Source organism: Pantoea sp. RSPAM1 (assembly GCF_038816185.1).
In the GTDB taxonomy this organism is placed as follows: domain Bacteria; phylum Pseudomonadota; class Gammaproteobacteria; order Enterobacterales; family Enterobacteriaceae; genus Pantoea; species Pantoea ananatis.
In genome coordinates, this window is sequence record NZ_CP046137.1 from 66,934 (window position 1) to 85,637 (window position 18,704).

The 18,704-nt window shown below is 52.7% G+C and carries 16 protein-coding genes; 1 reads left to right on the plus strand and 15 read right to left on the minus strand.

The window, feature by feature from the left end:
• Positions 1-21: 21 nt before the first annotated feature.
• The 15 genes from atpD to ravA form a co-directional block, all read right to left on the minus strand.
• Positions 22-1,419: a F0F1 ATP synthase subunit beta gene (gene atpD / locus GKC68_RS00825; RefSeq protein ID WP_014332967.1), complete on the minus strand. Its 1,398-nt coding sequence runs from the start codon at positions 1,417-1,419 to the stop codon at positions 22-24.
• A gap of 30 nt (positions 1,420-1,449) precedes the next feature.
• On the minus strand, positions 1,450-2,316 hold the full coding sequence (atpG, locus tag GKC68_RS00830; protein WP_006121201.1) for a F0F1 ATP synthase subunit gamma: 867 nt from the start codon (positions 2,314-2,316) through the stop codon (positions 1,450-1,452).
• 52 nt (positions 2,317-2,368) lie between these two features.
• The gene (gene atpA / locus GKC68_RS00835; protein ID WP_028725331.1) at positions 2,369-3,910 is read right to left on the minus strand and encodes a F0F1 ATP synthase subunit alpha; all 1,542 of its coding nucleotides are present in this window, start codon (positions 3,908-3,910) and stop codon (positions 2,369-2,371) included.
• A 14-nt stretch (positions 3,911-3,924) separates the two neighbouring features.
• On the minus strand, positions 3,925-4,458 hold the full coding sequence (gene atpH, locus GKC68_RS00840; RefSeq protein WP_006121199.1) for a F0F1 ATP synthase subunit delta: 534 nt from the start codon (positions 4,456-4,458) through the stop codon (positions 3,925-3,927).
• A 14-nt stretch (positions 4,459-4,472) separates the two neighbouring features.
• Positions 4,473-4,943, minus strand: coding sequence for a F0F1 ATP synthase subunit B (gene atpF / locus GKC68_RS00845; protein WP_013023933.1), 471 nt, complete (start codon positions 4,941-4,943; stop codon positions 4,473-4,475).
• A 103-nt stretch (positions 4,944-5,046) separates the two neighbouring features.
• Positions 5,047-5,286, minus strand: coding sequence for a F0F1 ATP synthase subunit C (gene atpE / locus GKC68_RS00850; protein ID WP_003849523.1), 240 nt, complete (start codon positions 5,284-5,286; stop codon positions 5,047-5,049).
• Between the two features lie 48 nt (positions 5,287-5,334).
• Positions 5,335-6,153: a F0F1 ATP synthase subunit A gene (atpB, locus tag GKC68_RS00855; RefSeq protein WP_033737226.1), complete on the minus strand. Its 819-nt coding sequence runs from the start codon at positions 6,151-6,153 to the stop codon at positions 5,335-5,337.
• 8 nt (positions 6,154-6,161) lie between these two features.
• Positions 6,162-6,542, minus strand: coding sequence for a F0F1 ATP synthase subunit I (gene atpI, locus GKC68_RS00860; protein WP_110146211.1), 381 nt, complete (start codon positions 6,540-6,542; stop codon positions 6,162-6,164).
• Positions 6,543-7,230: 688 nt separating this feature from the next.
• On the minus strand, positions 7,231-7,857 hold the full coding sequence (rsmG, locus tag GKC68_RS00865; RefSeq protein ID WP_206116019.1) for a 16S rRNA (guanine(527)-N(7))-methyltransferase RsmG: 627 nt from the start codon (positions 7,855-7,857) through the stop codon (positions 7,231-7,233).
• A gap of 47 nt (positions 7,858-7,904) precedes the next feature.
• Entirely contained in the window at positions 7,905-9,794 is a 1,890-nt protein-coding gene (mnmG, locus tag GKC68_RS00870) for a tRNA uridine-5-carboxymethylaminomethyl(34) synthesis enzyme MnmG (RefSeq protein ID WP_028725329.1), read from the minus strand.
• A 432-nt stretch (positions 9,795-10,226) separates the two neighbouring features.
• Positions 10,227-10,667, minus strand: a complete 441-nt coding sequence (mioC, locus tag GKC68_RS00875) for an FMN-binding protein MioC (RefSeq protein ID WP_206116017.1) — start codon at positions 10,665-10,667, stop codon at positions 10,227-10,229.
• Positions 10,668-10,822: 155 nt separating this feature from the next.
• On the minus strand, positions 10,823-11,284 hold the full coding sequence (gene asnC, locus GKC68_RS00880) for a transcriptional regulator AsnC (RefSeq protein ID WP_013023927.1): 462 nt from the start codon (positions 11,282-11,284) through the stop codon (positions 10,823-10,825).
• A 104-nt stretch (positions 11,285-11,388) separates the two neighbouring features.
• Positions 11,389-13,527, minus strand: a complete 2,139-nt coding sequence (gene ovoA, locus GKC68_RS00885; protein ID WP_028725326.1) for a 5-histidylcysteine sulfoxide synthase — start codon at positions 13,525-13,527, stop codon at positions 11,389-11,391.
• Positions 13,528-13,601: 74 nt separating this feature from the next.
• Entirely contained in the window at positions 13,602-15,062 is a 1,461-nt protein-coding gene (gene viaA / locus GKC68_RS00890) for an ATPase RavA stimulator ViaA (RefSeq protein WP_058705869.1), read from the minus strand.
• Positions 15,059-16,555, minus strand: a complete 1,497-nt coding sequence (ravA, locus tag GKC68_RS00895; protein ID WP_028725324.1) for an ATPase RavA — start codon at positions 16,553-16,555, stop codon at positions 15,059-15,061. The genes viaA and ravA overlap by 4 nt, the downstream gene beginning before the upstream one ends.
• A gap of 270 nt (positions 16,556-16,825) precedes the next feature.
• Between ravA and kup the strand changes: the two genes are divergently transcribed.
• On the plus strand, positions 16,826-18,694 hold the full coding sequence (gene kup / locus GKC68_RS00900) for a low affinity potassium transporter Kup (RefSeq protein ID WP_028725323.1): 1,869 nt from the start codon (positions 16,826-16,828) through the stop codon (positions 18,692-18,694).
• Positions 18,695-18,704: the final 10 nt, after the last annotated feature.

Genomic DNA, 18,704 nt, shown 5'->3' on the forward strand with positions numbered 1-18,704 from the left:
TTTCCTCCTGGGAAACCGTTATTACAGTTTCTTCGCTTTTTCGACCGCTTCTTCGATGGCGCCAACCATGTAGAAGGCCTGCTCTGGCAGGTGGTCAAATTCACCTTCCATGATGCCTTTAAAGCCACGGATGGTGTCTTTCAGCGTCACGTATTTACCTGGAGAACCGGTGAACACTTCTGCTACGAAGAACGGCTGGGACAGGAAGCGCTGAATCTTACGCGCACGTGCCACCAGCAGTTTGTCTTCTTCAGACAGCTCGTCCATACCCAGGATGGCGATGATGTCTTTCAGTTCCTGATAACGCTGCAGCAGTGACTGTACGCCACGTGCAACGTCATAGTGCTCCTGACCCACAACCAGTGGATCCAGCTGACGGCTGGTGGAGTCCAGCGGGTCAACGGCCGGGTAGATACCCAGAGAGGCGATCTGACGGCTCAGGGTGACTGTTGAGTCTAAGTGAGCAAAGGTGGTTGCTGGTGACGGGTCAGTCAAGTCATCCGCTGGCACATATACGGCCTGTACGGAGGTGATTGAACCTGTCTTGGTGGAGGTAATACGCTCCTGCAATACACCCATCTCTTCTGCCAGCGTTGGCTGATAACCTACCGCAGATGGCATACGACCCAGCAGTGCTGATACTTCCGTACCGGCCAGGGTATAACGGTAGATGTTGTCGATGAACAGCAGAACGTCACGGCCTTCATCACGGAATTTCTCCGCCATGGTCAGACCGGTCAGTGCCACGCGCAGACGGTTACCCGGCGGCTCGTTCATCTGACCATACACCAGCGCAACTTTATCGATAACGTTGGAGTCAGTCATTTCGTGGTAGAAGTCGTTACCCTCACGAGTACGCTCACCCACGCCGGCAAATACCGAGTAACCTGAGTGCTCAGCCGCAATGTTACGGATCAGCTCCATCATGTTTACGGTTTTACCTACACCCGCACCACCGAACAGACCGACTTTACCGCCCTTAGCGAACGGACACATCAGGTCGATAACCTTGATGCCGGTTTCCAGCAGTTCCTGCGAGTTAGACTGATCTTCATAAGAAGGCGCAGGGCGGTGAATAGAGGAAACCTCTACTGCGCTGCCGTCTTCTTCTGTCAGGTCGCCTTTCATGTCGATAGGCTCGCCCAGCACGTTCATGATACGGCCGAGGGTTGCTTTACCAACCGGTACCTGGATCGGTTTTTTCAGGTCGGTGACTTCCAGACCGCGCTTCAGGCCGTCAGAAGTACCCATAGCGATGGTACGAACCACGCCACCACCCAGCTGCTGCTGAACTTCCAGCACCAGACGAGCATCACCATTCTTAACCTCAAGAGCGCTGTACACTTGCGGTACTGCATCCTGAGGGAATTCGACGTCAACTACGGCGCCGATAATCTGGACAATCTTTCCAGCTGCCATCTTGAATCCTCTACCTAATTCCAAACCTGGTTAAACCGCGGAGGCTCCCGAGACGATCTCGGTAAGTTCCTGGGTGATGCTGGCCTGACGAGCTTTGTTGTAAACCAACTGCAGCTCTTTGATCAGATTTCCGCCGTTATCGGTTGCAGCTTTCATTGCTACCATACGTGCGGCCTGCTCACTGGCCAGGTTTTCCACCACACCCTGATAAACCTGCGATTCGACATAGCGACGCAGCAGCGTATCCAGCAGCGCTTTCGGATCGGGCTCGTACAGGTAATCCCAGGTCTTCGCCTTCATCTCTTCTTCACCTTCCGCTGGCGGTAACGGCAGCAGTTGGGTAATGGTCGGAGTCTGAGACATGGTGTTGTTGAACTTGTTGTTAACAATGTACAGCTTGTCGATGCGGCCTTCATCGTAGGCCTGCAACATCACTTTTACCGGGCCGATAAGATCAGACAGCGCAGGCTTATCGCCCATGCCAGTGACCTGTGCCACAACATTGCCACCAACAGCGCCGAAGAATGACACGCCTTTCGATCCCACAATGGCCAGATCGCTCTGTACGCCTTTGTCGGACCAGGCCTTCATCTCTGCCAGCAATTTTTTGAACAGGTTAACGTTCAAACCACCACAAAGCCCGCGGTCAGTCGAAACGACCAGGTAGCCGACGCGCTTAACGTCGCGCTCATCCAGGTAAGGGTGCTTGTATTCCAGATTTCCCAGTGCAAGGTGACCAATCACTTTGCGCATGGTATCTGCATACGGACGGCTGGCCGCCATGCGTTCCTGCGTTTTACGCATTTTGGAGGCGGCGACCATTTCCATCGCTTTGGTGATCTTCTGCGTATTTTTTACGCTTCCGATCTTGGTACGTATTTCTTTTGCGCCGGCCATTAGCTTCTCCTCAAAGCCTTGCGGCCTGCCTTTTCAGACAAGCCGCCAGACATTACCAGGACTGGGTTGCTTTAAACGTCTCGAGGAGGCCTTTCAGCTTCTCTTCGATATCGTTATTGAAGTTACCAGACTGGTTGATTTCAGCCATCAGCTCGGCGTGATCGCGATCTGCGAACGCCAGCAGAGCCGCTTCAAAGCTACCAATTTTTGCCAGCTCAACGTCGTTCAGATAGCCGCGTTCCGCTGCGAAAAGCACCAGACCCTGCTGCGCAACCGACATCGGCGCATACTGTTTCTGCTTCAGCAGCTCGGTCACTTTCTGACCGTGGCTCAGCTGTTTACGGGTTGCATCGTCCAGATCAGATGCAAACTGGGAGAAAGCAGCCAGTTCACGATACTGCGCCAGCGCGGTACGAATACCACCGGACAGTTTCTTGATGATCTTGGTCTGAGCAGCACCACCCACACGGGATACAGAGATACCCGGGTTAACAGCCGGACGGATACCGGAGTTGAACAGGTTAGATTCCAGGAAGATCTGACCATCCGTAATCGAGATTACGTTGGTCGGAACGAACGCAGAAACGTCACCCGCCTGAGTTTCGATGATTGGCAGCGCGGTCAGAGAACCGGTCTGGCCTTTCACTTCACCATTGGTGAAGCGCTCAACGTAGTCAGCGCTCACGCGTGATGCACGCTCCAGCAGACGAGAGTGGAGATAGAACACGTCGCCCGGGAATGCTTCACGGCCTGGTGGACGGCGCAGCAGCAGAGAAATCTGACGGTAAGCAACAGCCTGCTTAGACAGGTCATCATATACGATCAGCGCATCTTCACCGCGGTCACGGAAGTATTCGCCCATGGCGCAACCTGCATACGGAGCCAGATACTGCAGCGCAGCAGACTCAGACGCAGAGGCCACAACAACGATGGTGTTAGACAGCGCACCGTGCTCTTCCAGTTTACGTACCACGTTAGAAATGGTTGACGCTTTCTGACCAATCGCAACATAGACACACTTGATGCCTGAATCGCGCTGGTTGATGATGGCGTCGATAGCCATTGCGGTTTTACCGGTCTGACGGTCACCGATGATCAGCTCACGCTGGCCACGGCCGATTGGAATCATCGCATCGACAGATTTGTAACCGGTCTGAACAGGCTGGTCTACGGACTGACGGTCGATAACACCTGGTGCAATCACTTCGACTGGCGAGAAGCCGTCGTTGTCGATCGCGCCTTTACCGTCGATAGGTGCACCCAGGGTGTTCACCACGCGGCCCAGCAGGCCACGGCCAACCGGTACTTCAAGAATACGGCCAGTACACTTGACCTTCATGCCTTCGGCCAGGTCAGCATACGGACCCATCACCACCGCACCTACAGAGTCACGCTCGAGGTTCAGGGCGATAGCGTAACGGTTTCCCGGCAGGGAAATCATCTCACCCTGCATCACATCGGCCAGGCCGTGTACGCGGATGATACCGTCACTTACAGAAACAATAGTACCTTCGTTGTGAGCTTCACTCACGACATTGAACTGAGCAATGCGCTGCTTGATCAGTTCGCTGATTTCGGTGGAATTCAGTTGCATATGCTCCAGTCCCCTTAAGACTGCAAGACGTCAGCCAGACGGTCAAGACGGCCGCGTACGCTGCCATCAATCACCAGATCACCCGAACGGATGATCACGCCTGCCATCACAGACTTATCAATTTTGCAATTCAGCTTAACTTTGCGTGACAGACGTTTTTCCATCGCGGCGCTGATTTTAGTCAGCTGGTCGTCACTCAGCGTGCTGGCAGAAATAACATCCACTTCGGCAGTCGCTTCATAAGCGTCTCGCAGTTGAATGAATTGCGCCAGTACAGCCGGAAGCGCTGTCAAACGTCCGTTTTCCGCCATCACCTTAATCAGGTTCTGTGCGGGTTCATCCAGTTGATCACCACAGACTGCATTAAACGAGGCAGCCAGCGCTTCAGGTGCTAATGCACCGGAAAGCAGGTCGGCCATCTGTTCATTGGCAGCCACTTCTGCGGCAAACGCCAGCATCTTTTGCCAGCGTTCAATACTTTGATGCTCAACAGCAAAGTCAAAAGCTGCTTTGGCGTAGGGGCGAGCTACAGTAATCAGATCAGACATCAGCCCCTCCCTCCTTACAGTTCAGCGACCAGTTTATCAACGATGTCGCTGTTAGCAGCTTCATCCACGGAACGTTCGATGATCTTCTCGGCGCCAGCCATTGCCAGCAACGCGACTTGCTTACGCAGTTCTTCACGTGCACGCTTGCGTTCGGCGTCAATTTCAGCCTGCGCTTGTGCAACAATGCGAGTACGTTCGTTATCAGCTTCAGTTTTAGCTTCGTCCAGAATCTGCGTGCGACGCTTGTTCGCCTGCTCGATAATGACCTGAGCTTCCTCTTTCGCTTTTTTCAGCTGGTCGGTCGCATTAGCCTGCGCGAGATCCAAATCTTTCTTCGCGCGTTCAGCAGAAGCAAGGCCTTCAGCAATTTCTTTCTGGCGCTTTTCGATGGCAGCCATAATCGGTGGCCATACGTACTTCATGCAGAACGCGACAAACAGGATGAACGCGATGGCCTGGCCGAGGATTGTTGCATTAATGTTCACAGCACAATGCCTCTAATTAAGTATTTAACTTTTCTGCCGCTATCAACGATAAACGGCAGAATCCGTTCACTCTCGCACCAGGTGCGGAGTGAACACAGGGGCTTTAGGCGACAGCGAACATCACGTAGAGGCCCAGACCAACAGCGATCATTGGGATTGCATCCACCAGACCCATTACAACAAAGAACTGCGTACGCAGCAGAGGAATCAGGTCAGGCTGACGAGCAGCGCCTTCCAGGAATTTTCCTCCGAGGATGCCGATACCGATCGCAGCACCGATTGCCGCCAGGCCCATCATCACAGCGGCAGCCATGTACAGCAGATCCATATTCAGGTTTTCCATGACAGTCTCCAGTTTGTTTCAGTTAAACGCGTATTGTTGAGAAAAAAATCAATGTTCTTCAGATGCCATCGACAGATAGACAATCGTGAGGACCATGAAGATGAAAGCCTGTAGCGAAATGATCAGGATGTGGAAAATGGCCCATGGCACATTCAGAACCCACTGTGACCACCACGGCAACAGACCGGCAATAAGGATAAAGATCAGTTCACCCGCATACATGTTACCGAACAGTCGCAGACCGAGAGAAACCGGTTTGGACAGCAGGCTAACACCTTCCAGAATCAGGTTGATGGGGATAAAGATCGGGTGATTAAAAGGCTGCAGCGTCAGCTCTTTCGTGAAGCCGCCAATGCCTTTCATTTTGATGCTGTAGAACAGAATCAAAATAAAGACGCCCAACGCCATAGATAACGTGATGTTCACGTCTGCGGACGGCACAACGCGAAGCGCTGGCAGGCCTAACCAATGCTCACCGATATACGGCAGCAGATCGATTGGCAGCAGATCCATGAAGTTCATCAGGAAGACCCAGACAAAAATTGTCAGAGCCAGCGGGGCGATAAGTTTACTTTTACCGTGATACATGTCGCGCACGTTGCTATCAACGAAACCGACAACCAGCTCGATAGCCGCCTGCATTTTCCCTGGCACACCGCTGGTGACGCTTTTCGCCACGCTACGGAACAACACCAGGAAGATAACTCCCAGCACCAGAGAGAAAAACATGGAATCGATATTTAATACCCAGAACGTCGCGGGAGCGTCGTGAGCATTCACTAACTCGAAGGTACGCAGGTCCAACTGAAGATGAGTCAGGTGGTGACCAATGTACTCTTGCGGAGTAGAGATTTCTCCTGCAGCCATGATGCCTCTTACCCTTTGTTGTTAATTACCGCCGGTGCCAACATCTGAACGACCAGCACCGATAACCAGGTGATCCCGACCGGCCAGAAGACCGCATCGAATACACCCAACGCCACAATGAGCAAAATAATGGTCGCGAACACTTTGGCTATTTCCCCCAAAGCGAAGCTCCACGCGACGCGCCCCGAAGCCGGAGTTTGCCCTTGCAGGCGCCAGGCTATAAACAAGAACAACACGTTTGGCAGCCAGGCTGCCATTCCGCCAGCAAGAGCAGAGCCGCCCCAGGTGACATCTTTCAGGGCAAAGAGTGCACCGACGATGACGATGGCCACTAGCTGAATCACCAGCACCGTTCGGGCGTATTTCACACTGTAAAGAGACACTGACATGACGCTGATACTCTCCTGCCCCTTTAGGGGTATGTCGCGTGTCGTATAAGACTGCCTTTGTGCATTTGAGTCAAGTAGCAAAAGCCGTGCAAATTATACGGGCCGTACCTGTGATTTCAATCGTTAAGTAACGAAAAGGTGAACAATTATCTAAATTTCTTTCCGAATGACTATTTTTCAAAAGATACTGAGCAGCCCGTTTCGGATAAAGCCGTAAATACTTCCGCAGCAACTCAGTTTTAAAGCGTGCTTTAGATCACATAATAAGCATTCGCACCGCGTTATGTTTTATTAAGACCCAATTATCCTAACGCAAAATAAGGGGTAAAAAACTTTATTATCAATAATTTATAAAGAAAAGCGCCGCAACATTTTTTTGTTCCCGATGAAAATGGTCTATTGACATCGAAGTCTCCTTCAGAATCGTAAAAAGCCAATTACTCTTGCTGAAAGGCGGGTGGCCTTAAATATGATTAATCGCGGTGCGCACCGGTAAAACGCCAAAAATTCGTGATTATTCTGATAAAACTTTGTGAAGCAAAGGTTAAATGTGAAAAAGTTTTTCAGATAATTTCCGCGTCAGGATTTAACAACGTGCGCCGGAAAAGCAGAGTAGATGACCCAAAGACCATCGCATCTTTGGTTACATGGCACCGCGCGTTGATACGCTTTACGGTGCCTGAATGCGCTATGGCGTACTGTTCCTGGCAACGATAACCAGATGACGTTCGCCCTCCAGTTGGGGAACCTGAAGTGAAATCACCTTGTCCAGCGCATAGCCCGCAGGCAGGCTGGCGATTTCCTCATCCGGCCGCACGCCTTTAAGCGCATAAAAACGGCCATTTTCCGCGGGTAAGTGACGACACCAGCTCACCATATCCTCCAGTGACGCAAAGGCGCGGCTGATCACCCCGTCAAATGGCGGTTCGGAAGGAAAGGCTTCGACCCGGCTCTGGACCGGCTCGATATTTGTGAGTCCCAGTTCATGCTGCACCTGCCGTAAAAAACGTACGCGTTTACCCAGGCTGTCCAGCAAAGTGAAATGTGCCTCCGGCATCACAATGGCCAGCGGAATGCCAGGTAAACCGGGACCAGTGCCGACATCAATAAAACGTGAACCCTGAAGATGTGGCGCCACCACGATGCTGTCGAGGATATGGCGAACCAGCATCTGCTGAGGATCGCGGACCGAAGTCAGGTTATAAGCTTTATTCCATTTATCCAGTAGCCCTACATAGGCCACCAGTTGCTGTTTTTGTTGATCGGAAAGGGAAATTTTGGCCGCTTGCAGCAGCGAAGTGAGTTTGTTGATCACAGCATCAGTCCAGTCAGCGGGGGCGGAAAATCCCGCCCCGGTTCAGATCAGGCGCTTTTGCGCAGCAGACCTTGTTTTTTCAGGTAAATCAGTAAAATTGAGATGGCCGCAGGCGTGACGCCTGAGATGCGTGATGCCTGGCCGATTGAAACCGGTTTATGATCGTTAAGCTTGGCGATAACTTCATTAGAAAGGCCACTGACCTGACGATAATCAAGCGTGGCTGGCAGCAGCGTATTCTCATTACGCAACTGGCGATCGATCTCTTCCTGCTGACGCGCTATATAGCCTTCGTATTTTACCTGGATCTCAACCTGTTCAGCAGCCTGTTCATCTGCCAAAGCCGGGCCAAAAGCATCAAGTGCCATCAGCTTCAGATAGGTCATTTCGGGGCGGCGTAACAGATCTTCAGCACTGGCTTCCTTCGTCAATGGCGAGCTGGTGATGGTATTCACCGCCTCAACATGTTCGGACTTAGGGTGCACCCAGATATCGCGCAGTCGCTGGCGTTCCTGCTCGATCGCTTCAAGCTTCTGATTGAAGCGAGCCCAGCGCGCATCATCCACCAGGCCGAGTTCACGCCCGGTTTCCGTTAAACGTAAATCAGCATTGTCTTCACGCAGCATCAGGCGATATTCGGCACGTGAGGTAAACATGCGGTAAGGCTCTTTGGTGCCGAGAGTGCAAAGATCGTCGACCAGTACCCCGAGGTAAGCCTGATCGCGACGCGGTGCCCAGCCCTCTTTGTCCGCAGACTGACGCGCGGCGTTAAGCCCCGCCAGCAATCCCTGTGCTGCCGCTTCTTCATAGCCTGTGGTGCCGTTGATCTGACCGGCAAAAAACAGGCCGTCGATAAATTTGCTTTCCAGCGTGAGTTTTAAATCGCGTGGATCAAAGAAGTCATACTCAATGGCATAACCCGGGCGCACGATCTTCGCATTTTCCATGCCCTGCATTGAACGAACGATCTGCATCTGTACGTCGAATGGCAGGCTGGTTGAGATACCGTTGGGGTAGATCTCATTGCTGGTCAGTCCTTCAGGCTCAAGGAAGATCTGATGCGAGTTGCGATCGGCGAAGCGCATCACTTTGTCTTCGATGGACGGACAATAACGTGGCCCGATCCCTTCGATGATCCCGGCATACATGGGGCTACGATCGAGGTTATTACGAATCACATCATGTGTTTTTTCATTGGTATAGGTCATCCAGCACGGCACCTGCTGTGGGTGCTGTCCGGCATTGCCCATGAAAGAAAACACCGGCATCGGGTTATCGCCATGCTGCGGGGTGAGTACGCTAAAATCGATGCTGCGTGCATCAATGCGTGGCGGTGTACCGGTTTTCAGGCGGTCAACGCGCAGTGGCAAAGCACGCAGGCGTTTTGCCAGAGGGATCGACGGCGGATCGCCTGCACGACCTCCGCTGTAGTTATCCAGCCCGATATGAATTTTTCCGTCGAGGAAGGTACCCACGGTCAGCACGACCGTTTTGGCACGGAATTTCAGGCCCATTTGGGTTACCGCACCGACAACGCGATCGTTCTCGACGATAAGATCGTCAACGGCCTGCTGGAAGATCATCAGGTTTGGCTGGTTCTCCAGCGCAGTACGTACCGCCTGACGATAGAGTACGCGGTCTGCCTGAGCACGGGTTGCTCTCACGGCAGGACCTTTACTCGCGTTTAGTATCCTAAACTGAATACCCGCCCGATCGATCGCACCGGCCATCAAACCGCCCAAGGCATCCACTTCCTTTACCAAATGTCCCTTACCGATACCACCGATGGCCGGGTTGCAGGACATTTGTCCCAGCGTATCGATGTTATGGGTCAGTAACAGGGTTTGCTGACCCATTCGGGCTGCTGCCATGGCAGCTTCCGTGCCCGCATGACCACCACCAATAACGATGACGTCAAAAGGATCTTGATAAAACATGAAGTGGTACCTCGTTGATGAATAGTCAGAGATCGTTCTCTCTGGGCCGTGGATTCTACTGAAATTATGGCTGAGGTGAAAGCAGCGGGATCGACAGGTATTAAAAGAAAAGATCTTAATTCTTTGTATGATCTTTCTGTTAGATCTCTTATTAGGATCGCCACCTCTTGTGGATATCTGCTAAAAGCACAGGATAAACAAGTGTGTAGCGAGGATCGTTACCTGTTAATGATCGGTGATCCTGATCCGTATAAGCTGGGATCAAAAGAGGGGTTTATCCACAGCTCACAATGTAAACACCAGTTGTTCTTTGGATAACTACCGGTTATACGCAACTAAACAGGGTAGTTACCCACAGAATAAAAGACCGGATCCGGATAAAAACAGTATCATCTGCTGGGGATCGTCGTGATTTCCCGATCCCTGACCGGCTCAGATCGCGTCTTTCCAGGTCATCACCCACTCTTCAGCCGGATCTTCGGGGATCTCATGTTGCAGAATATCAATTTCCAGTCTTTCGCCGATGCGCTGCGCGCCACAGGCAATTAACAGAGCGTCAAGATTGCGTATCGCACCACAAAACAGATCATATTCATGGTTGCCGATACCGACTGCGCCAAAACGCACGGCTGACAGATCGGGACGGCTTTCATCAATGGCGTCATAGAAAGGTTGCAGATTATCAGGCAACTCTCCGGCTCCGTGGGTAGAACTCACGACCAGCCAGATCCCCTGCAGGGGCACATCATGAAGCTCAGGACCATGTAGCATCTGCGTTGAGAAGCCCGCTTTCTGCAGTTTTTCTTCGAGATGTTCAGCAACATATTCGGCGCTGCCTAAGGTGCTGCCACTGATTAACGTAATGTCGGCCATCGTGCTCTCCTGAGATCAAGATGAACATTGTACGCTGTGATCAAGCGGTGATCCACCTGTGGAAAACAAGGTTATTAGTTTTGACAAAGGCGATACAGCCGTTGTCAGGCGGCCGATCGTTAAAGGATAAGATTGTGCACAAACGGGTGGAAAGATCAGGGCTTGATGGTTCGCATGATGGGGTTCTGCAGAGAGATCAGGGTTTCTGTTGACTGGATTTCGTCAATCGTCTGGATCTTGTTAATTAAAACCTGTTGGAGAGCATCGATAGATCGACACATGACTTTAATAAAAATACTGTAATGCCCGGTGGTATACCAGGCTTCAACGACTTCATCCAGCGCGTCCAGCTTACTCAGCGCCGCCGGGTAATCACGGGCGCTTTTGAGAATAATGCCGATAAAACAACAGACATCAAAGCCCAGCTGACGGGGATCGATCTCAACCCGCGTTCCCAAAATAATGCCTGCCTGCTTCATTTTTTCGACACGGACATGAATGGTTCCCGGGCTGACGTTGAACTGTTTTGCCAGTTCGGCATAGGCGGTGCGTGCATTTTCCAGTAGTGCATTCAGGATCCCCCGGTCAAGGTTATCCAGTTGCAGATGTTCGGGCATGGTCGTCCTCGTTATCGTTTTTCTTCAATGAACTGAGGAGAATGTGCAGCAAAATAACGTAACTGGCAACACACCGGCAGCGGCATAAGCCGCTGCCGGTTGCCTTAACGTTTACGCCACAACGTGACCTGCGCGAGCGTATGCTGGAATTTACGCGCCGTTTCACGGATAACGAAGGGCATATCCTGGGGTGAACCTATCTGCTCAAAGTCGGCGGCCAGCAACCGTTGCAGTGCCTGCAGGGTGGTCAGGGCTTCTCCGTTTTCACGCACGCCGCCAAGCCAGTTTTCCTTCGGAGTAAAGGCTTCAAGCCACGTGTATGGTGACGACAGCACTAAGATCCCACCAGAACGCAACATGGGCGTGACGTCCTGAAGAAAACGTGCCGGCTGACGCAGGCGATCGATTAGGTTCGAGGCCAGGACCAGATCGTAACGTGCTGGCTGAGGTTTCATGTTACAGGCATCGCCCTGAACAAACTGAATGCGCTTCGCCTGCTCGCTGGTGATAGCAAAGTCCTTAAGTCGTACCTGACGGTATTCCACCAGATCGCCTTCTTCAGGCACCACGTAGCGGAAATCTTCGCCGGTGGTGAGCTGCAGCGCCACATCAATAAAGCGGGCCGAATAATCCATGCCGGTGACATGCGCAAAGTGGCGGGCCAGTTCGAAGCTTGCCCGACCCGTGGCGCAGCCAATATCCAGCGCCTCTCCCCGATTCTGGCTGTACGACAGCGCCAGTTTAACCAGAGCTTCTGCATAGTTATCGACGCCGAAATAACGAGGGCCATACTGGAAATCGAGATACTGAGAAACCATGCTGTCGGTTTCATAGGGGTTTAAGGCCATAGTTTCCTGGTGGGAAGAAATCACATAGCGAAAACCCGCATGCTGGAAAAAGTGACGGCGGAAGGCATAACGCGAGGATTTAATCGCCTCATTGCCGGTGGAAATCCAGCTTCCACCTTTTATAAGTGAGTGCTTACCATCAAAGGTGGGCGTTGAGAAATCGTCATAAAGCGGATGGACTTTAAAGCCTTCAAAGCCATTGGTTGGGGTGGTTGTCCATTGCCAGACGTTGCCCACGATATCGTAGAACTCGCCCTGCGGGAACCGATCGACCGGGCAGGAAGAGGCCCAGTAAGCCAGATTAATATTGCCTGGCGCCTGCTGCCAGTCTGGCTGATCGCCTTCGACCTGTTCGCGCAGTTGATACCATTCTGCCTCACAGGGTAGCTGGACCGACTTACCGGTTTCTTCCGCTTTCCAGCGACAGAAGGCCGCGGCCTCCAACTGATTGACCTCAGCAGGCCAGTCCCACGGCATGGGTACCTCTTCGCACATCAGTCGGAGTTTCAGCTGATCGGGCATCGAAGCGTTACCCACCCAGAAGGTGGGCATTTCTGCCTGTGCAAACTGGCGCCAGCCCAGGCCTTCTTCATCCCACCAGCGGGATTCCTGATAGCCACCAGCCTGCACAAATTCGTAAAACTCTGCGTTACTGACCAGCATTTTGCTGGCCTTGAAAGGCTTTAGCTCGACCTGCTGAGTACCGTACTCGTTGTCCCAGCCATAGGTATCATCGGTTTTACCAAGCGTGATGTGGCCACCGGGCAGCGAGACCAGTGCGTTGGTGGGCACCAACTGACGATCGCGGCGCGCTTCCCCGCAGACAGGCCACTGCGGTTGAGGTTTCACCCATTCGACAGGCAGTTGACGGATCAGCACGCTGGAGGTTTCCAGGTGAATTCGCTCATGCTCAATCCCCATCAGGATCACCCAGGCCGGGCTGTCCCATGTGATGGGCAGTTCAAGCGGCATCTCCTGAATAAATTGTGTCACTACGGCTTTTACGCTACCGCGATAGTCGCGGACGGCTTCTACAGAAGGCCAGTCGTAGTGGTTGTCGTTGAGATCATCCCAGCTCATTTCGTCCACACCAATAGCCAGCATGGCTTCGATGCGATCGTCAATGCGTTCATCGATGTAACGTCCAGCCATTAACTTGTTAATGTAGAACGTGGCGGTGTGGCCAAAGTAAAAGATCAGCGGATGGCGTAGGGGAATTGCTTTGGTAAACCATGCGCGCTGATCGTTGAGGCAGGTAAAGAGATCTTCGTACAGCGCCCATGTCTGACTAAAGTAAGTCAGCAGCTCGGCACGTTTTTGTTCGACATTTTGGCCAGAGAGCATCAGCGTCCGGGTTGGCGCAGGTAAATCGCGATGGGGTTGAACGGTGTTCACAGGACACTCCTGATTGCTGAATAAGTAATTGCAGATATTTACTATAAAGCAAAATGGAATTTCTGCTGTCTCGCTTAGCGCCGCCAGTGACGTAATATGCGGCTTTTCAAGCCGGTATCAAAACGCCAGATATGATCGAAGATACGCATTATGCCGGGTTTACCGTGCGTGGACATGGCGACGGCGTGGAAGCGCTGCTGCTGTTGCTGCTGGCGATGTTTAACGCTGCGTACCACCTCTTCCGGCAGGCGCTGCGCAATAAAGTCTGACACGATGACGGCATCGGCATCCTGCCACAACGGGCCTTCCATCCGTTTGACCACCGCGGAAAGACAGGCTGCGAGGTCGGTCCCGCCACGAAAACGTTGGCTGAGAAAACGGATGGCCTGCTCCAGCCCGTCATCGCCCGTTAATTCGTAACCAATTACGTCATGAGCGAATAACATGATGTAACAGCGACGGCGATCGGCCAGTGCTACTTTGAGAAGGGCCAGACAAAAGGCTTTTGCACAGCGTTCATTGAACCCTCCCATTGACCCTGAGGTATCGACACAAACGATAAACGGGCCGCGAGGCTGTTCTTCATGCTGCTGGTGGCTGACGGGACGTTGCGTGATTTTTTCATGCCAGGCATCGCCCTGAAGTTTGTAAGTAAGCAGTCGCTTCTCTACCAGCCTGCGGTAAAACTCAAGTTCAAGCTCGCTGACGCTCAATGCTGCCAGTTCGGGCGGCAGCAAGCGTAATACGTCATCACTTTGATGAATGCCGCTGACTTCTTCCGGTACGGCATCCGGTTCGCGCACCAGATGATGAAAGGCTTGCATCGGCGCATCCTGGGAGGGAACCGATTTTGCCTCCCGACTCCGCCCCAGTTGCTGGGCCAGCTTCATTAATTCGGGCTGCTGTGCAAGGAACTCGCCGTATTGCAGCATCAACTGGTAATCGCCATGCTGAAGCGGCGCCTTGCCCATATCCCATAACCGTCCGGCTGCCGCTTCGTCATCGTCTGCCAGCACAGGCGCCAGTTGCCCGCTCAGGGCCATACGTTGCTGTAACTCTGCCATCAGACGTTCGCGCTGCTGCTCAAGAAGTTGTTCATTAAGCGTTAACGTTTGCAGCGTAAGGCTGAGCCGCCAGCGTTGCAGGAACAGCGTATGCTGGGCAGTACTGAGATGGCCGGGATCGTTATGAAGAAGCAGTCGTTTTGCTTCTTCCTGGAAAGGAGATGTCAGGCGTTCAAGGTGAGAAAGGGTTTCATCAAGCTGCTGGCTGAATTCACGATCGCTGAGTAACTGAATTCGCTGGAATAACTGAAACTCTTCCGCCAGTGCTTCCGGTACCGGCGTGGCTTTGAGTTCGGCATCAATTTCTGCCTTCCAGCGAGGAACATCCCGTAACAGCGCTTTTTTCATGCCGGGAAATTTTTCAAAGAACAGGGCCAGCTGTGGAGACGCGAGGAGTGCCAGAATTAACTCTTCAATCAGCTCGGTCTCGCCGATTGACAGCAGGGTGCTCAGCGTCTCCAGTGAGATCATTTACGCGCCTGTTTTAGTTGTTCCGCAACGTCCTGCAGGCTGGTTTCGACGCGAGCCAGCCAGTCATCACTGATAAACAGGCAACGCTGTTGCTGACTGAACAGGTGGCGTTGTTGACGCAGCTGGTTGTCGAGTTCATCCAGCGCTTCACTGATTTCTTCCGGCAACGCCTCACTGCTGCTGCTGCCGGGCAGTGTCAGTCTTGCCGTTTGTAAGCTGACATCGCGAACCGCCAGGCAATGCTGCGCATCCACCAGCATATCCACCGTTTGAGCAAATCCAATGCCGTTTAATTTGCCGCGAATATCGCCGCCTTTCTGTAACCAGTGGTTCAGTGCTTCACGCTCAATAACCAGATGCGTGACCTGCATATCATGCAGCGTGAGCGGCTTTTGCAGCATCAGCGTTAACTGGGCGTCGGTAAAGCTTTCGGGCATGTCGTAATGCGGTTTACGGCTGAACATGCCGCTGTGCTTCTCAAGCGTAATGGCGGCAGCCACGCTTTGCTGCTGTTGCAGGGCCAGACGTCGGGCTTTCAGTTGCTGCAACCTGAGCAACATCGCCTGCTGTTGCCAGGCATGTTGAGTCATGAGCTGATCGATCTCACGATCCAGAAGCTGCATGGATGCAACGTCATGCCACAAGCAGTCTTTTAATAAGATCAGATCCAGTGGCGCAATGGTGTTTCGCCCACTGTAAAAGGCGCTGGCCTGTAACAGATGTATGGCCTTTTTCCAGCGGCGATCGGAGATGTAAGGCGCCTCGGGTAACTTTTCCAGCTGCTGGCGTAACTGATAGATCAGTTCAAACACGTTATCGGGCAGGGTGACCTGGCTGATGCCTTGCTGCCATTGCACATACTCTTCGTCGCTGATGCGCAGCGACTCGGCAACCGGGTTGTCATTTTCATCCTGATGATGGGTCAGCATGCTGCGGAAGTTCTGCTTTTCATGCACGTTATCCAGCCACAGGCGAATTAGCATGCGGTCATACAGGGCTTCGAGCCCGCTATCGGCTTCCGGCAACTCATTGGAGGCCGTGACCAGCAGGCGCATCGGAATTTTTTCTTCGCTATCGCCATTACGGAAACGGCGTTCGTTGATGGCGGTAAGCAGCGTGTTAAGGATTGCCGGGCCAGCTTTCCAGATCTCATCCAGAAAAACGATTTCGGCATCGGGAAGATAGCCTTTGGTCAGCCGCTGATAGCGTCCTTCATCTTTTAAAGCCTGAATAGACAGCGGACCAAAGACTTCTTCCGGGGTAGAAAAACGGGTCATCAGATATTCGAAAGCGCGGGCATGCTGGAAGGCGCATTTCAGGCGACGGGCAATCAGGCTTTTTGCTATGCCTGGCGGACCCAGCAAAAATACGCTTTCGCCGCTGAGTGCGGCGAGCAGGCAAAGGCGAATGGCATGATGTCGCTCATACAAACCTTTTTCTAACGCATTGCTGAGACGAGAAATTCTTTCTGCCAAAAGATGGGGTTGAGCCATAATCACATCAATGTCCTTACGATCGTCGAGCCGCCGCGTTTTAGCGAACGCAATACTCTATAGGGTATGATGCGCGAAAGCGTTAATCGATGTCAGCTTTTTTGTTTCAGAAGGTTCGACAGCGCGACTTTAAATGTTAATGCAGCACCAAAAAACAGTGAATGACCATCGGTTACCCGGACGGCGGTGTAGGAATTTTTGTGAATACGTGCATACTGTGCGCTTTTTGATGGCTTGTGCGCCTCTCAGACTCCAACAAAAGATAATTTTATGAGCTCGGATAATAAGCACTCATTAGGCGGATTAACGCTGGCTGCCATTGGTGTCGTCTACGGGGATATCGGCACCAGCCCGCTTTATACCTTACGCGAATGTCTTTCGGGGCAGTTTGGCTTTGGCGTGGAGCGGGATGCGGTCTTTGGCTTTCTTTCGCTGATTTTCTGGCTGCTGGTGCTAGTGGTATCGCTGAAATATATCAGCTACGTCATGCGCGCAGACAATGCCGGAGAAGGCGGCATCTTGACGCTGATGTCACTGGCTGGGCGACATACGGGCGGGCGGGCCACCGCAATTCTGGTGATTATGGGGCTGATTGGCGGCAGTTTTTTTTACGGCGAGGTGGTGATCACCCCGGCGGTTTCTGTCCTGTCGGCGATTGAAGGTCTGGAAATTGCGGCGCCAAGTCTCGATAGCTACATCGTGCCCATGGCCATCGCCGTCCTGACCCTGCTGTTCGTCATTCAAAAACACGGAACCGGCATTGTCGGTAAACTCTTCGCGCCCGTCATGCTGTTGTGGTTTATTGTCCTGGCCGTGTTGGGTGCGCGCAGCATTCTCAATAATCCTGAAGTATTGCAGGCGCTCAATCCTTACTGGGCGCTGCACTTTTTTGTCGAATACAAGTCTGTCTCTTTCTTTGCGCTCGGCGCGGTGGTGCTCGCCATTACAGGCGTCGAAGCCTTGTATGCGGACATGGGGCACTTTGGTAAATTCCCTATCCGGCTGGCATGGTTTGTGGTGGTATTGCCTTCCCTGGTGCTCAACTACTTTGGTCAGGGCGCGCTGTTACTGAAGCAGCCGGAAGCGATTAAAAACCCGTTCTTCCTGTTGGCCCCCGACTGGGCGCTGATCCCCATGTTGATTCTGGCGACCTTAGCCACCGTTATTGCTTCACAGGCGGTGATTTCTGGGGTCTTCTCATTAACCCGACAGGCGGTACGTCTGGGTTATTTGCCGCCAATGCGCATCGTCCATACGTCGGAAAAAGAGTCGGGACAAATCTACATCCCCGTGATTAACTGGCTGCTTTTTTTCTCTGTCGTGATTGTCATCATCGGCTTTGAGCATTCGAGTAACCTGGCCGCGGCTTACGGGATTGCGGTCACGGGCACTATGGTGCTGACATCCATTCTGTGCGCGACCGTGGCGATTCAGAACTGGCACTGGAATCGTTATCTGGTGGGGCTGATTTTAGTGGCGATGCTGTGCATTGATGTGTCGCTGTTCTCGGCCAACCTGATTAAAATTTTCTCCGGCGGCTGGCTGCCTCTGACGCTGGCGCTGATGATGTTCATTGTGATGACAACCTGGAAGAGTGAACGCTTTCGGTTGCTGCGCCGCATGCATGAGCACGGCAATTCCCTGGAAGCAATGATTGCTTCACTGGAAAAGTCACCGCCTGTTCGCGTACCCGGCACTGCGGTTTACATGTCTCGCGCGCTGAACGTGATTCCTTTTGCCATGCTGCATAATCTTAAGCACAACAAGGTGCTGCATGAGCGCGTCGTGCTGTTAACGCTGCGTACCGAAGATGCGCCATACGTGCACAACGTCAGGCGCGTCACTATTGAGCAGTTGTCGCCCACCTTCTGGCGCGTGGTAGCCAGTTACGGCTGGCGTGAAACGCCGAACGTTGAAGAGATTTTCCACCGCTGTGGCCTGGAAGGACTTAACTGCCGCATGATGGAGACCTCTTTCTTTATGTCCCATGAGTCGCTGATCATTGGAAAACGCCCCTGGTATTTGCGTCTGCGCGGCAAGCTGTTTATGACGTTACAACGCAATGCGCTGCGTGCGCCCGATCAGTTTGAAATCCCGCCAAATCGGGTTATTGAGTTGGGAACGCAGGTCGAGATTTAAACGGCTGTGC

Bases quoted from the DNA above. Each gene is read 5' to 3' on its own strand.
- atpD (WP_014332967.1), bottom strand. From the start codon at position 1,419: ATGGCAGCTGGAAAGATTGTCCAGATTATCGGCGCCGTAGTTGACGTC.
- atpG (WP_006121201.1), bottom strand. From the start codon at position 2,316: ATGGCCGGCGCAAAAGAAATACGTACCAAGATCGGAAGCGTAAAAAAT.
- atpA (WP_028725331.1), bottom strand. From the start codon at position 3,910: ATGCAACTGAATTCCACCGAAATCAGCGAACTGATCAAGCAGCGCATT.
- atpH (WP_006121199.1), bottom strand. From the start codon at position 4,458: ATGTCTGATCTGATTACTGTAGCTCGCCCCTACGCCAAAGCAGCTTTT.
- atpE (WP_003849523.1), bottom strand. From the start codon at position 5,286: ATGGAAAACCTGAATATGGATCTGCTGTACATGGCTGCCGCTGTGATG.
- atpB (WP_033737226.1), bottom strand. From the start codon at position 6,153: ATGGCTGCAGGAGAAATCTCTACTCCGCAAGAGTACATTGGTCACCAC.
- atpI (WP_110146211.1), bottom strand. From the start codon at position 6,542: ATGTCAGTGTCTCTTTACAGTGTGAAATACGCCCGAACGGTGCTGGTG.
- mnmG (WP_028725329.1), bottom strand. From the start codon at position 9,794: ATGTTTTATCAAGATCCTTTTGACGTCATCGTTATTGGTGGTGGTCAT.
- mioC (WP_206116017.1), bottom strand. From the start codon at position 10,667: ATGGCCGACATTACGTTAATCAGTGGCAGCACCTTAGGCAGCGCCGAA.
- asnC (WP_013023927.1), bottom strand. From the start codon at position 11,284: ATGCCCGAACATCTGCAACTGGATAACCTTGACCGGGGGATCCTGAAT.
- viaA (WP_058705869.1), bottom strand. From the start codon at position 15,062: ATGATCTCACTGGAGACGCTGAGCACCCTGCTGTCAATCGGCGAGACC.
- ravA (WP_028725324.1), bottom strand. From the start codon at position 16,555: ATGGCTCAACCCCATCTTTTGGCAGAAAGAATTTCTCGTCTCAGCAAT.
- kup (WP_028725323.1), top strand. From the start codon at position 16,826: ATGAGCTCGGATAATAAGCACTCATTAGGCGGATTAACGCTGGCTGCC.